The sequence below is a fragment of the Thalassotalea ganghwensis genome (assembly GCF_053485795.1).
In genome coordinates this window covers 173472-187575 of the sequence record NZ_JBQRUM010000006.1, presented here as the reverse complement: position 1 = coordinate 187575, position 14104 = coordinate 173472, and the positions used below count along the sequence as shown (strand labels likewise).

Annotated in this window: 14 protein-coding genes; 3 read left to right on the top strand and 11 right to left on the bottom strand. The window is 40.5% G+C overall.

Annotated elements, in window-relative coordinates; translation table 11 throughout:
- Nucleotides 1–16: 16 nt before the first annotated feature.
- Nucleotides 17–1360 carry an MATE family efflux transporter gene (locus ACSLUH_RS08380; protein WP_448565898.1) on the bottom strand — a complete coding sequence of 448 codons (1344 nt, stop codon included), beginning with the start codon at nucleotides 1358–1360 and terminating at the stop codon, nucleotides 17–19.
- 112 nt (nucleotides 1361–1472) lie between these two features.
- On the opposite strand from ACSLUH_RS08380, the gene ACSLUH_RS08375 reads away from it, so the two are divergent.
- Nucleotides 1473–2525, top strand: coding sequence for a polysaccharide deacetylase family protein (locus ACSLUH_RS08375; RefSeq protein WP_448565896.1), 1053 nt, complete (start codon nucleotides 1473–1475; stop codon nucleotides 2523–2525).
- A gap of 88 nt (nucleotides 2526–2613) precedes the next feature.
- Here the strand turns inward: ACSLUH_RS08375 and ACSLUH_RS08370 are convergent, their stop codons facing one another.
- From ACSLUH_RS08370 to ACSLUH_RS08350, 5 genes are read right to left on the bottom strand one after another with little or no spacing between them, the layout of a single operon-like run.
- The gene (locus ACSLUH_RS08370; RefSeq protein ID WP_448565894.1) at nucleotides 2614–3246 is read right to left on the bottom strand and encodes an SCO family protein; all 633 of its coding nucleotides are present in this window, start codon (nucleotides 3244–3246) and stop codon (nucleotides 2614–2616) included.
- 9 nt (nucleotides 3247–3255) lie between these two features.
- Nucleotides 3256–4170, bottom strand: coding sequence for a heme o synthase (gene cyoE, locus ACSLUH_RS08365; RefSeq protein WP_448565892.1), 915 nt, complete (start codon nucleotides 4168–4170; stop codon nucleotides 3256–3258).
- A gap of 8 nt (nucleotides 4171–4178) precedes the next feature.
- Entirely contained in the window at nucleotides 4179–5183 is a 1005-nt protein-coding gene (locus ACSLUH_RS08360; RefSeq protein ID WP_448565890.1) for a COX15/CtaA family protein, read from the bottom strand.
- A gap of 1 nt (nucleotide 5184) precedes the next feature.
- Nucleotides 5185–5742, bottom strand: coding sequence for a redox-active disulfide-containing membrane protein (locus ACSLUH_RS08355; protein ID WP_448565888.1), 558 nt, complete (start codon nucleotides 5740–5742; stop codon nucleotides 5185–5187).
- Nucleotides 5735–6490 (bottom strand): SURF1 family protein, encoded by a 756-nt coding sequence (locus ACSLUH_RS08350; RefSeq protein ID WP_448565886.1) that lies wholly within the window; start codon nucleotides 6488–6490, stop codon nucleotides 5735–5737. The genes ACSLUH_RS08355 and ACSLUH_RS08350 overlap by 8 nt, the downstream gene beginning before the upstream one ends.
- Before the next feature lie 45 nt (nucleotides 6491–6535).
- Between ACSLUH_RS08350 and ACSLUH_RS08345 the strand changes: the two genes are divergently transcribed.
- Entirely contained in the window at nucleotides 6536–6745 is a 210-nt protein-coding gene (locus ACSLUH_RS08345) for a DUF2909 family protein (protein WP_448566040.1), read from the top strand.
- A 51-nt stretch (nucleotides 6746–6796) separates the two neighbouring features.
- On the opposite strand, the gene ACSLUH_RS08340 is transcribed toward ACSLUH_RS08345, so the two are convergent.
- The 5 genes from ACSLUH_RS08340 to lexA all read right to left on the bottom strand — a co-directional run bounded on the left by ACSLUH_RS08340 (nucleotide 6797) and on the right by lexA (nucleotide 12545).
- Nucleotides 6797–7681 carry a cytochrome c oxidase subunit 3 gene (locus ACSLUH_RS08340; RefSeq protein ID WP_448565884.1) on the bottom strand — a complete coding sequence of 295 codons (885 nt, stop codon included), beginning with the start codon at nucleotides 7679–7681 and terminating at the stop codon, nucleotides 6797–6799.
- Nucleotides 7682–7710: 29 nt separating this feature from the next.
- The gene (locus ACSLUH_RS08335) at nucleotides 7711–8268 is read right to left on the bottom strand and encodes a cytochrome c oxidase assembly protein (RefSeq protein WP_448566038.1); all 558 of its coding nucleotides are present in this window, start codon (nucleotides 8266–8268) and stop codon (nucleotides 7711–7713) included.
- A gap of 13 nt (nucleotides 8269–8281) precedes the next feature.
- Nucleotides 8282–9871 carry a cytochrome c oxidase subunit I gene (gene ctaD / locus ACSLUH_RS08330; protein WP_448565882.1) on the bottom strand — a complete coding sequence of 530 codons (1590 nt, stop codon included), beginning with the start codon at nucleotides 9869–9871 and terminating at the stop codon, nucleotides 8282–8284.
- Between the two features lie 12 nt (nucleotides 9872–9883).
- A complete protein-coding gene (coxB, locus tag ACSLUH_RS08325) occupies nucleotides 9884–11446 on the bottom strand; it encodes a cytochrome c oxidase subunit II (RefSeq protein WP_448565880.1) in 1563 nt (520 codons plus the stop codon).
- A gap of 484 nt (nucleotides 11447–11930) precedes the next feature.
- On the bottom strand, nucleotides 11931–12545 hold the full coding sequence (gene lexA / locus ACSLUH_RS08320) for a transcriptional repressor LexA (RefSeq protein ID WP_448566036.1): 615 nt from the start codon (nucleotides 12543–12545) through the stop codon (nucleotides 11931–11933).
- A gap of 219 nt (nucleotides 12546–12764) precedes the next feature.
- On the opposite strand from lexA, the gene ACSLUH_RS08315 reads away from it, so the two are divergent.
- Nucleotides 12765–13775, top strand: a complete 1011-nt coding sequence (locus ACSLUH_RS08315; protein WP_448565878.1) for a substrate-binding domain-containing protein — start codon at nucleotides 12765–12767, stop codon at nucleotides 13773–13775.
- Nucleotides 13776–14104: the final 329 nt, after the last annotated feature.

The following is a 14104-nucleotide window of genomic DNA, read 5'->3' as shown; positions in this document are numbered from 1 at the left end:
TCGCATGATAGTGTAATCATGTGGCTTGATTTTCTTCCCTTGGCCAAACATACATAACGTAGTGCCAGGCCAACGTAATACCCCTTAACAACATAAAAGCACAAAACGCGGCCCATAAGCCATGGTTTTGATAATCACGAAACAGATACCAAAGTGGATAAAACCCAATAAACACTGAGATCAACATACTGTTTCTCATAATTTTTGCTTGCATCAAGCCTATATAAATACCATCAAATAGAAAGCACCAACATGCCAACAAGGGTAAAAGCATCACCCAAAAAAGATATTGATTAGCAAAGTCAACCACATTGGGGATATCAGAAATCAATCGGATCAACTCGTCACCGAATATCGTAAAAATAGCGCTATATCCAAGCGCAAAAATAAATGTCCAAAACAGCGCAGTTACAGTAGCAATTTTTAATCGATACTTGTTAGCGGAGCCGACAGCATGACCAACCATGACTTCTGCAGCATTGGCAATGCCGTCAAGACCAAATGAAATTAACAACATAAAATTCATTAAAATGGCATTCGCGGCAACAACTTCGTCACCCAGTTTTGCCCCTTGAAACGTTATAAAAACAAAGCAACTTTGTAGGCATAAGGTCCGAATCAAGATGTCGCGATTGAGCTTAAAATATCTTTTCAGTGCTGCGCTATCGAGTATGAGTTCAATGGAAGATAACAAACGTTGATACCATTGAGCCAAAGCCAGATTACGGCCTCGTAAAATACTAATAAGTCCCAAGAACAAACCTACATATTCCGCTGCTAACGTAGCCCATGCGACGCCAGCAACTTGCCATTTAAATTGCCATACAAACAAAAGATCAAGGAGTAAGTTAGTCAGGTTAGTCAGGATTAAAATCCACATTACTGCCTTGGTTTTTTGATGACCTAGTAACCAACCTAATATAACGATATTAGCTAATGCGGCCGGCACCCCATAAATGCGTATTTGACAGTATTCTCGCGCATAATATTGAACTTGCTCAGAACCACCTGACAGATAAAGCGCGGCTTCAATATACGGTGTTTGAAAAACGATGGCGATAGCCGCAATTCCTAAAGCAACCAATAAACCTCTCACCAGCACCAATTGCGCATTCTGGGTATTTCCTTGACCTTGTGCTTGCGCTGCAAGTCCTGTTGTCGACATCCGCAAAAACCCTGATAACCATATGATTGCAGTGATCACGGTTGCGCCAACAGTACTACCACCAAGATAATAGGCGTGCTCTAAATGACCAATCACGGCAGTATCAACCATCCCCAATAACGGCACAGTGATGTGAGATAAAATCATCGGAATTGCGATCGCGAATAATTGTTTGTGAGGTAAAGAAGAAAACATAAGTACGATAAATATCCGGTTAACTATCTCAGGTTTTACCCATCACAGTCGTGTAAATAAAACGAATAAGTCGCTATAATGACACTTTGTTATCTAGGCAAGGATTTTTCTGATGTCATTGTACTGCAAATTATTATTCATTGCTGTGTTGTTGTTCTTCAGTGTCTCTGGACACGGGTCGGTCATTTTGCAATATCATCATGTTAGCGAAGAGACACCTGCCAGTACCAGTATTTCCCCGGTTCAGTTTGAAGCACATATGCAATATCTCGCTGACAATGGTTTTACCGTTATTTCTTTGTCTGAATTGATGAACACTGTGCTTAAACAAGCGCCGTTAAAAGATAAAACCATTGTCATCACCTTTGATGACGCTTACCTTGATATTTTGATCAATGCTAAACCAATATTAGATAAGTTTAATTACCCATTTACGATATTTATTAACCCAGGCATTGTTGAAAGAGGTTCTAGCAATTACCTAAGCTGGGCTCAATTAAAAGCAATGAGTGATGATGGGGTAATTATTGCTAATCATGGCTTAGAGCACGACTCACTTGCCCGGTTAACCTATGGTAAAGAAGACTGGCAGGAAAAGCTCACCGAAGACTTGCTTAAAGCTGAAAAAATGATCGCCGACAACACCGGACAAAACTGGCAATATTTCGCTTATCCTTATGGGGAGTTTACTCCAGAAATACAACATTGGATCAAAGAAACTGGTTTTATAGCCTTCGGTCAACAAAGTGGTGCGGTTGGATTAGCGACCGATTTAACCAATGTCCCTCGATTTCCAGTCTCTAAGCCGTATGACAAGATCACTAGTTTAAAGGACAAGCTTTATTCATTACCCTTTCTAGTCAGCGCTGAAGATCATACCGATAAAACCATTTACCGTTACGATGAGCTTAAAGAAGTCACTTTAAACATTACCGTTGATGACTTTCATCAATCGCAATTAAATTGCTACGTGACTGGAATTGGCAAACAAACGATAAATTGGCTCAATAAAGAAAGTTTAACCATTACGTTTAATAAGCCCCTACCTGTTGGCAGGGTGCGCAGTAATTGCACTGCCCCAAGTATTAGCCAACCAGGTCGATACTACTGGTATTCTAAACCTTGGTTTATCCTAAATAGCTCCGGAGAGTGGTACCCGCATTAGGGTCTGTTGAGCCTAGTGCTGAAATCATAAGATAAGAAGCTTGATTTAGCTTTGCTTCTTATCTACAACCTCGTTAACAATCTTTAAACTACCCTTGGTAAAGGCGCACGATTTTTGAAAAATCGCTAATTAATTCGCCAGTGTCGATGATTGGCAATTCACCTAAGACTTGCTTAGGCTTAAAAATAGCGGCAATGTTTCCATCTGGGTTTATCAATACCAATGATGCACTATGATCGACGAGATAATTTTCGCCATGAGAGTCATCACTAATGGCATACATTAACCCTAAATTTCGTGCAAAAGGAAACAACACTGAGTGATCCGCTCTGAGCGCTTTAAATTCCTCATTAAAATAAGCGATATATTGAGCTAATTTTTCATGTGTATCTCGGTTAGGATCAACAGAAACCAATAACACTTGCGTATCATTACTGATCGACTTGAGCTCCTGATAATTAAAGTTTAGCTCTTGCAAGGTTGTAGGGCAGACATCAGGACATGATGTATAGCCAAAGAAGACCCAAGACCACTTTCCCTTTAATGCGTCATTGGTAAAGGCTTGTCCATGTTGATCGGTTAGTTCAAAGGGTTTTATTTCACGCGCTTGCTGATAAAAGAGCGCATGCTCAGGCTGAGCCAAACGATAAGACGATTGATAGGCAAAAAAACCAACAGCTAAGGCGACAACAGCAACAATGACGAGAAGCACTTTATTCATATGAAAAAACTATCCTAAAGGTAATAAATAATGATCAACAAGCAAGATTATAAAGAGTGCCATTAAATGAATAATCGAGAATTTAAACGTATCCATCGCCGTATTTTCATTGGCATTGAACTTTAATTTCCACGCATAGACAAAAAATCCCAAATTAAGCACTACCGCACCGATCAAATAAAGCCAATTACTCATACCAACTAAGTAAGGGAGAAGACCAACAACAAATAATAAAATGGTATAAAGCAAAATTTGTGTTTTGGTAAAACTAACCCCATGTGTCACTGGCAACATCGGAATATTAACTTTGGCGTAATCGTCTTTCCGGTGAATCGCTAACGCCCAAAAATGTGGTGGCGTCCATGTAAAAATCAGTAACACCAATAACAAGGCATTGGGATGGACTTCATTGGTCATTGCAGTCCAACCTAATAACGGAGGAATGGCTCCGGCTAAGCCACCAATGGTAATGTTTTGTGGCGTTGCGCGCTTTAAATACATGGTATAGACAAAGCCATAACCAACGAGGCCAGCCAAGGTTAACCACGCGGTTAGCGGGTTAACCAGCGCATATAATACAATAAAACCAATCAGTGCTAACATGCTAGCAAACATCACCGCGTTTTTAACCGTTAATCGCCCATTGGGCATTGGACGATTGTGTGTTCGTCCCATTTCTCGATCGATACGTTCATCTACAATGTGATTAATCGCTGCTGCTGCAGAAGACAACATAGCGATACCAAGCATTGCCGGAATCAATAACTGCCATGGCACAACACCTGGTACCGACAAGCACATGCCAACCAAGGCGGTTAACACCAATAACGCCACTACTCGTGGTTTGGTTATTTCATAATAATCACGCCAATTAGCACCGTTTGAGCTGACGCGAGTGATTTCCTGGGTAGAGACATTACTCATAGCAACTCCTAAGTTTTACGATATAAACTGTAAGTTAATGCAATCAGCATTAACATTAATCCTGCGGCTACTACGTTATGACTAACCGCAACGGAGAGTGGTAGCGAGAAGATGATATTACTCACCCCTAAGCCAACCTGAAGCGTCAAAAAGCCAATAACGCCGAGCGCTAAATTTTTAAAGAAGGTTGTTTGTGAGCGAATAAATATACTCACTGCCAACCATAGTAAATAAATGGTAGTGATAATAGCACCAATTCGATGCATCACATGGATGGTGACACGCTCATGGTGATCTAAATGACCAAATTCATACGTTTCTAACTTGGGTGGTATTGGATCAAATGAATTTTCAAACGTTAGTTCTTCAAGCCAGTTACCCTGACAAATCGGTAACTCGACACAAACTAAAGCAGCATAATTAGAAGATGTCCATCCTCCCAAGGCTATCTGAATCGTTAAAATAACAATACCGATAATACCAAAACGAGCAAAACCTCGAATATTTGGGTCACCACCAGGCACTCGGTAAGGGTTTAAGCGTAAATAAAGTAAAAACAGCAAACATAACGTAGTAAAACCACCAAGTAGATGCGCCATGACAACGATAGGCATCAACATCATAGTAACCGTCCACATACCTAGCGCCGCTTGAAATGTGACCACAGCTAAAATGAGCAATGGTAAAAACACTGGTACTCCTTCTTTTCGATACTTAATCGATAGAAGCGCTATTGCAAGAATAAATAACCCTAAGGTGCCAGCGAAATAGCGATGGATCATCTCATTCCATGCTTTGTGTGGTTCAACGGGTCTATCTGGATATGCCTGTTCTGCATGAGGAATTTCATCGCCCTTGGGTACATCGAGATGTCCATAGCAACCCGGCCAATCAGGACAACCCAAGCCTGCATGAGTTAAGCGTGTATATGCACCGAGGCTAACAACAACGATTGCCAGTAAAATGCTCACCAATACTAATATACGTAGCCGATGTTTTCGTTCATCTCTCATGTTAGCCAACCCTTGAATATTTAAGTAACTTTTTCATATCTGCCAAAATAGCACCTCCCAGGGTGGTAAGCTCTTCACCTTCACTAGGCAGTTGGTAAGACAAAACCACATAACCCAATGGGTCAATCACAAGCAACTTATGAGCATCTATAAAACGTTCAGCTTCTGCAGGCTTTGATATCACTTGCCATTTTTCATGTCGAAGGCTTGTTGATTTTAGGGAATCGAGTGAGGATTGAGATAAGGCAACTGGTGTGACTCTCGGCATTTCCTTGCCTAGCAAAACAAAGGTATTGTTTACTGTCAATAATGCTTGTTGACAGTGTTCATTGCACTCTGCAGATGGGGCAACGAGCATTATCCACTGTTTATCAAGGTTTAATTTAATGCCCATATCGGCAAGGGTTGTTTGCTGCTCTTGCAAGGTACCTTGATTAGTTACACCATAGTTAAACCAGTGACCATCCAACGCAAACTTTGCAATAACGACAGGTAGAATAAAAACGGCGAAAATCAGCAATAAACTGCGACGAGACTTGGCTACATTGGAATCAGACATACTCCCCCTTGTCCTTATTATTATTTTGACGAGCCCAATAGATACTTGCGCTGAACATTAACACCAACCACGCTACTGCTAAGCTAAACCACTGAAAAGCATAACCTCTGTGTTTTTCAGGGGGCATGACAATTGGCTGCCAGTTTTTCGCAAAACCTATATCTTCTTTTTTATCTAAGTAAACTACAAAGGGCAACAACTTTTGACCAATATTTTGTGATATTTTGTTCAAATCTATTGCCTGTATTCGTTTAGGCCAGGATTGTTGCTGCAAGTTTTCGTCTGCGAGTACGATACCTTTTTCTACGATTCTAATATGGCCAGTAATCGTATGAATACCCGTTAAAGGTGAAACTTGAGGCAAATTTTCCCGATACGACTCAGCAGCTATCCAGCCTAGGTTAACCAGTACTGCGCTTGTGTCGATGTTTAATACCTGAAGTACTCGGTAACCCACTTGTCCTTGATGAACCTGATTATCTAATAAAAAAAGAATGTTCTGCTCAAACTCTCCATTAACTTTGATCGGTAAGTCATTAATATCCTCGTTTACAGCAGTCATGGTTAATACTTGCTTCAAGCTAAAATGTTGCTTGTCGTGATAACTCTCAATTCGGGATAATCGTTGCTCTTTTTCCACCGCCCTCGCTAACTGCCAAAATCCTAACTTGCATAATCCGGCAAAGACAAGCAAAGTAACAAGGACTAGATACCAATTTAGATGCGCTATATAACTGCGAATATGCATCAACGATCACCAACTATGCATGTGGTTAAGCTAAGTGAGGAGCAATTGTTTATTAAAATAATTATCATAGGGTTACTAATCTTTATGATATACAACTTATTTAAAGCGCTTGTCTTGATGAATAAAAATGATCCGAATCAACCGAGCATGTCTAAGTTTATTGGTCGTCGCGTTATGACTTCTGTCATTATTGTAATTTTGCTGCTTATCGGCATTTTAACCGGCGTTATTACTCCTAATTCTCGCCCCTATTAAAAAAGCTAACGCTCTACCGTTTTGATAGAGCGTTAGCTTTACGCATTAGGCCTAAATAATATATACGAAGACAAAAAGCAGTACCCAAACCACATCAACAAAATGCCAATACCAGCTCGCTGCTTGGAAAGCAAAATGGTTTTTCGGAGTAAAGTGCCCTTTAAATACTCTGATGAACATGACAATAAGCATTATCGTCCCCAGAGTAACGTGCATACCATGAAACCCCGTCAGCATGTAAAAGGTATTACCATAAATACCACTGGTCAGGTAAAGCTTCATTTCATCCGCATAACCATGCGCATACTCCAACCCTTGAAGGAATAAGAACGCTAAACCTAACACTATGGTTAATCCTAACCAAAACTTGAGCTGCCCACGTTTTTCTTTCTCCAATGCCACATGGGCAAAATGAGCGGTTACTGAAGAGGTCAATAACAAGATAGTATTGATTAATGGTAAGCCATACCACCCCATCGCCGTTGTTTCCGTGCCATCAGGAGTTTTTAATAACGGCCATTCGGCAGTAAATTCTGGCCACAATACTTGCCCGGTCATTTCATTGTTACCTTCACCGCCAAGCCATGGTACGGCATACATGCGCGCATAAAATAATGCGCCAAAAAAAGCAGCAAAAAACATAACTTCAGAAAAGATAAACCAACTCATTCCTTGCCTAAAGGAGTTGTCCATCTGAGCACTGTATTTTCCTGACATTGACTCGCTAATGACATTGTTAAACCAGCCAAACATCATATAGATAACCATGGCAATACCGGCGAGTAAAATATAACCACCAATGCCTGATTCACCCGCTTTTAAGGCGCTAACATAGTTAGCCGCACCGATGGCGATCAGAAATAAAGCTACCGCACCAACGATTGGCCAATGGCTTTGTGCGGGCACATAGTAACTCTCATATTCTTTTGTTGTCATAACTTTCCCCTGTGCTTTCGCGAATTCGCTTATGACTCAACCGAAGCGGTTATATCATACAAGGTGTATGATAACGTGATGGTTGAAACATCTTCTGGAAGTTCAGTGTCTACATAAAACTGCAATCCCATTTCAACATCTTCATTTGCATTTAACGGTTGAGAATTGAAACAAAAACACTCAATTTTTTGAAAATAAATCGCTGCTCGTCCTGGTGAAACTGAAGGAACGGCTTGTCCAACAATCGGTGCAGATGATTCATTTTTTGCATAAAATTTTACTAATTTCATTTCACCAGGATGAACTTTAACTTCATTAACCATTGGCTCGAACTGCCATGGAATACCCTTAGCGTTGCGACTAATAAACTGCACGGTAATCACACGAGTTTCGTCAACACCATGTTCATTGACACTTGCAGCGGTATTAGAAGTTTTGCCATTTAGCCCGGTAATATCACAAAACACGTCGTAGAGTGGCACCAGTGCAAAACCAAAACCGAACATAGCAAAAACTACTAAAACTAATTTCTTAACCGTTTTTTTAGTCGCTTGTTGCGTTTGATTATGATTTTGCTCTGTACTCATCATCGACTCCTCGTTAATCGATTTTAGGTGGTTTATCAAATGTGTGATAAGGCGCAGGACTTGCTACGGTCCATTCTAGCCCCTCAGCGCCATCCCATGGTTTTGCGGTCGCTTTCTCTCCACCGCGAATACATTTAATCACGACAGCTAAGAAAATCAGTTGCGACAACCCAAATGCAAAACCACCAATACTTACCCATTTGTTAAAATCAGCAAACTGTAATGCATAGTCTGGAATTCGGCGTGGCATGCCAGCTAATCCAAGGAAGTGCATCGGGAAGAACAGTATGTTGACGGAAATAAGTGAACACCAAAAATGGGCTTTACTCAGTTTGTCGCTATACATATGACCAGTCCATTTTGGTAACCAGTAGTATGTACCCGCATAAATCGAGAACAATGAACCAGTCACTAAAACATAGTGGAAATGCGCGACGACAAAATAGGTATCGTGGTACTGAAAATCAACCGGAGTTAATGCCAGCATCAATCCTGAAAATCCACCGATGGTGAACAAAATAACAAATGCGATAGAGAACAACATTGGTATTTCGAACGTCATTGCTCCTCGCCACATGGTTGCAACCCAGTTAAATACTTTCACGCCAGTTGGCACAGCAATTAACATCGTGCAATACATAAAGAACAACTCACCAAACAGCGGCATTCCCGTGGTAAACATATGATGCGCCCAAACGATAAACGATAAGAACGCAATCGACGCTGTCGCGTAGACCATCGAGCTATAGCCAAACAATTTCTTGCGTGCAAATGTTGGGATAATGGTCGAAACGATGCCAAAAGCAGGCAAAATCATGATGTAAACTTCAGGGTGACCAAAGAACCAGAATATATGCTGGAACATGACTGGATCTCCACCGCCAGCGGCGTCGAAAAAGCTTGTACCAAAATACGTGTCGGTCAGAACCATGGTAACAACACCAGCAAGCACAGGCATTACAGCAATGAGTAAATAAGCGGTAATGAAAAACGTCCACACAAACAATGGCATTTTCATGTAAGTCATGCCCGGAGCTCGCATATTCATAATAGTGACGATAACGTTAATCGCCCCCATAATCGACGAAATCCCCATAATATGAACAGCAAATACAAAGAATGCTGTACTACCATTTGAATACGTCGTTGAAAGTGGTGCGTAGAATGTCCATCCAAAATTAGGAGCTCCAGACTCCATAAAAAAGGAAGCAATCAATATCGTGAAGGCAAATGGAAGGATCCAAAAGCTCCAGTTATTCATACGCGGTAATGCCATATCTGGCGCACCAATCATCATCGGAATCATCCAGTTGGCAAAACCGGTAAATGCAGGCATTATCGCGCCAAACACCATAATTAACCCATGTACTGTGGTTAATTGGTTAAAAAAGTCAGGTTGAACAAACTGCAACCCTGGCTGAAATAATTCAAGACGAATTAGCATCGCTAATGCGCCACCCACCAATAACATGATAAAGGCAAACCATAAATAAAGCGTACCAATATCTTTGTGATTCGTTGTGTATAACCAACGCTTAATACCCGTCATTTTATGATCATGATGATCGTGCTCATGCGAGTCGTGAATAGCTTCTGTAGTCATTATTCTGCCTCCCTACTTAGCACTTGCTGCATCAATATCAGCGGGTTGAATAAGATCACCTGTGTTGTTACCCCAAGCATTACGCTCGTAAGTAATCACTGCAGCAATATCTGTTTTCGACAAGGTACTGCCAAAAGCTGCCATTGCTGGGTTCTTCTTACTGCCATTGACAACAATATCGATATGAGCAGCGATATCACCGGTAACAATCGGCCCACCTTTTAACGCTGGAAATGCTGGTGGCAAACCTTGCCCACCGGCTTGATGACAGGCTAAACAAGCTGTTTGGTATACTTGTTCACCTTTGGCCATAAGCTCTTCCATCGTATAAGTTTTCGATAAGTCTTCACTGACCATTGCTTTGGCAGCATCTTTGACTTCTTCAATAACTTCTTCGGCTGCGTCTTTGATTTGTTCACCAGCACTTTCTATGGCTGAAGAACCTCCAACAAATGCATTCACATCAGCTGCTTGTACTTTATCACCAGTATCATTGCCCCATGCATTACGCTCATAGGTAACTACAGCAGCAATTTCTTTCAAACTAAGTTGCTTACCATAGCCTTGCATGCCAGTGCCTGCTTTGCCGTTAAAGACAATGTTGATATGTTCATTGACATCTCCCAAGGCAATTTTACTGCCTTTAAGCGCTGGAAACGCTGGCGGTAAACCTTGACCATTTGGCTGATGACACGCTGCACAGTATGCAGTATATGTTGTTTCACCTAACTGCATTAACTCATCCATAGAGGCTTCAGCGTTCAGTGAAGCAGCTTCGGCAGCTAAGGCTTGCTCCTTCATATCACGTTGCTGTTTTAGCCACGCGGTATAATCTGCCTCTGTTTTTACTTCAACCACAATTGGCATAAAACCATGATCCTTACCACAGAGCTCGGCACATTGGCCACGGTATATCCCTGGTTTAGGCACATTTGTCCAAGCTTCGTTAATAAAACCAGGATTCGCATCCTGTTTAACGGCAAATGCGGGAACCCACCACGAGTGAATTACATCATCTGAAGTGATTAAAAATCTAACCTTCTTATTTGCAGGAATAACAAGATGTTTATCCACTTCTAATAAGTAGTTTTCACTTTTTTGAGCACCAATACCATTATGATTTTCGTATTGATCTCGCGGAGTCGAAAGCACTGAATAGAACTCGATATCTTCATCAAAATATTTATAATGCCACTTCCACTGCGAACCCGTTACCTGAATAGTCAAATCGGAATTATCGTTATTTTCCATAGCAATAAGAGTTTTTGTCGCGGGTACCGCCATGGCTATAAGGATAATGATGGGAATAACAGTCCAGAGGACCTCAACTTTGGTGCTTTCATGAAACGTGGCCGCTTCTACACCTTTTGATTTGCGGTGAAAGATCATTGACCAAATCATCGCACCGAAGACGACTACACCAATTGCAGTACATATATATAAAGCGAGCATATGTAAACCATATACTTCATTACTAACTTCGGTTACACCTTTTGTTAAATTCAACTGCGAGTCGGCTAAAGCGATGCTGGGAACTAACATCCCTAACAGCCAACTGAGATAACGTCTTTTCACTCGACCTCTCCTTACCCTAAATGGCAAAACGCATGATCAGTATTAAGCTGCTCATCCGTTTCACAGTTTGTTTTTATTTTTTCCTATGGCTATTTATTAATCAGATTAACGTTAGCCTTTTCATTATTTTTTGATTACTTTCTGCTCTAGAATTACTTAATTATTGATCTAGGTCAATTCATAATTTTTTAAAATATTTTAAAAAAAGCTAATAATAACAATAGAGTGTAAACTCTAAAAGGTACTAAGGCGCTAAAACAAAGGCCTGAGAGGGGTGATTAAGAAATGAGCAAATACTCTATTATTTAATTTTACGGGCTGAAAACTTTCGAAATATTTTTGTATAAAATTTAGCCAACTGGAGAGATAATCAGCATTTACTCAACAATAATAGCTGAATATAGACATTTGGTTATAAAAACCTTGCATGAGACAACTTTTCACGACTTACGATAAAAAATTTGCCTCATTGCATTGATAATTTCTACATCCAATCTGCAGCACGAATAACACCGACCGCAAGTCCTTCGATATTGAAATTTTGAGAGGTAAGATCAACTTTTATCGGAGCAAAGTCTTCATTCTCCGCGTGCAAATATACGACATTTCCCTCACGCTTAAGCCTTTTAACCGTGACATCGTCTTCTACGCGTGCAACAACGACTTGTCCATTTTTAACATCGGTGGTTTGATGAACAGCAAGCAAATCACCATCGTAAATTCCGATGTCTTTCATGCTTTCTCCGTTAACTCGTAGAAGATAATCCGCTGCTGGATGAAATAAATTTCCATCAATTTGATAACGGTCTTCTACGTGCTCTTGCGCCAATATCGGTTCGCCAGCTGCAACACGACCAATTAACGGCAGCCCTTGTTCTTCCATCATTTCTTCAGCCAAACGAATGCCGCGACTCGTTCCTGGTAACATTTCTATATAGCCTTTCTTCGCAAGAGCTTTTAGATGCTCTTCGGCAGCATTGGCTGACTTAAAACCAAAAAATTCAGCGATCTCTGCTCGCGTTGGTGGCATGCCGGTTTCAGATATTTTTTCTCTGATCAGATCAAAAATCTGCTGTTGGCGAGACGTTAAGGGGCGCATTTCTGTCATATAATATTTCCTGTATTTTTACACAGTGGCACTGTCATTGTATACAGCCTGTAAATAAACGCAAGCTTTCCTTCGGTTTTTGCAAACACCGTATGATCAAAGCGGTATTAATAAAAGTTTAATAAAAAATTAAATCCTTATTCCTTTATAAAAGGTTTTGCATTAATCTCTTTTATTCAGTCTATTAAACTTTTCTTATTTGGAGCGACTTTGTTCAACCAAGTAACAGCCTATCTCTTGTACCGCGTGATGTGGCTGTTAACCATATTGGGTTATTTAGTAGCAACTGATAGCGTTGCACAAATCACCATAGGGGTCATTGGAAAAACGAAAAATGATAGTTTTTATCAACAATCTTTCAAAGGCTGTCAAAGCTATGCAAAAAAGCATTCAGAAATAACCTGTCTTTATGATGGCGCCGACGACTACCAGGACATTCGTGGCCAAATGATAAAAATTAATCAAATGATCGCCAACAAAGTCGATGCACTTTTAATATCAACTACCGATTCAGAATACTTGGTCAAGGGCGCTTTGCGCGAAGCTAAAGAAAAAGCGATACCCGTGATTACCTTTGATTCAGATCTACTGCCGGAGCATCAACAGTATCGCTTGAGCTATGTCGGCACCAACAACTTTGATTTTGGGGTTGCACTAGGCAATTATGTTAAAAAATTTGCCAAGAAAGATTTAACCGCCATTTGCCTTCAATCTGGACACCCCACAACACCGAACTTAAATGAACGTATCGCGGGTGTGCGCTTTTCATTGTCAGGGCAAAAAGAGCAAAAATTATCAGGACAGAGGGGTTGGATAGAATCAGAACGTTGTCCATTGTACAGTCTGGGAAAGCGCTCTACAGCGTTGCTGCAACTTGAATCAATAATCAAAACAGTGAATCCACCGATATTTCTTGCTGTGGCGGGCTTCGCTCAATTTAATAGTGATTACAATAAACAATTAAGCCCCTTTAAAAAGCAAATTGCCAATAATCAAATCGTCATTGTTTCTGCAGATACCGAAGAAATACAGCTTAGAAGTTTGGCCCAAGGATTATCTACCGCCAATATCGGACAAATGCCTTTTGAGATGGGGCGCAAGGGAGCGGAGCTACTTTATCAATATATAAAAAATAATAAACAACCCGCAAAATCTCATTATTATTTAGATTATCACTACTGCACGCAATCCAATAGCCTAACCTGTACCACTAATTATTAGACATTGTCTAAAATTCAAGAAATAACGCTATTAAAACGCTTATCTTTGCATGGCAAAAACGAGTCAAAGTGTTATTTTCGCGATAACAACGTAATAGTTAGCTTCGCTGAAGTACGGTAAAACTAGGACAATAAGTAATTGCGTCTATTGAGAGCTAATGGCCTAAGTCTTCCACCAACGGCAGCTCAGTTAACGATGCTAAAAAACCTTGTGAATAATTCTTCATAGATTCAATAACCTACTTTGATCAATTAAAACTTGTAGAATTATTGTTCAATACTATGCTTAACATTATGCGCTTGATCATAGCTTTAGCGTATTAGCCTCTT

Coding starts and splice junctions, on each gene's coding strand:
- ACSLUH_RS08340 (WP_448565884.1), bottom strand. CDS start 7,681: ATGACAACAAAAGAATATGAGAGTTACTATGTGCCCGCACAAAGCCAT.
- ACSLUH_RS08375 (WP_448565896.1), top strand. CDS start 1,473: ATGTCATTGTACTGCAAATTATTATTCATTGCTGTGTTGTTGTTCTTC.
- lexA (WP_448566036.1), bottom strand. CDS start 12,545: ATGCGCCCCTTAACGTCTCGCCAACAGCAGATTTTTGATCTGATCAGA.
- cyoE (WP_448565892.1), bottom strand. CDS start 4,170: ATGAGTAATGTCTCTACCCAGGAAATCACTCGCGTCAGCTCAAACGGT.
- ACSLUH_RS08380 (WP_448565898.1), bottom strand. CDS start 1,360: ATGTTTTCTTCTTTACCTCACAAACAATTATTCGCGATCGCAATTCCG.
- ACSLUH_RS08350 (WP_448565886.1), bottom strand. CDS start 6,490: ATGCATATTCGCAGTTATATAGCGCATCTAAATTGGTATCTAGTCCTT.
- ACSLUH_RS08335 (WP_448566038.1), bottom strand. CDS start 8,268: ATGAGTACAGAGCAAAATCATAATCAAACGCAACAAGCGACTAAAAAA.
- ACSLUH_RS08355 (WP_448565888.1), bottom strand. CDS start 5,742: ATGTCTGATTCCAATGTAGCCAAGTCTCGTCGCAGTTTATTGCTGATT.
- ctaD (WP_448565882.1), bottom strand. CDS start 9,871: ATGACTACAGAAGCTATTCACGACTCGCATGAGCACGATCATCATGAT.
- ACSLUH_RS08360 (WP_448565890.1), bottom strand. CDS start 5,183: ATGAGAGATGAACGAAAACATCGGCTACGTATATTAGTATTGGTGAGC.
- ACSLUH_RS08370 (WP_448565894.1), bottom strand. CDS start 3,246: ATGAATAAAGTGCTTCTCGTCATTGTTGCTGTTGTCGCCTTAGCTGTT.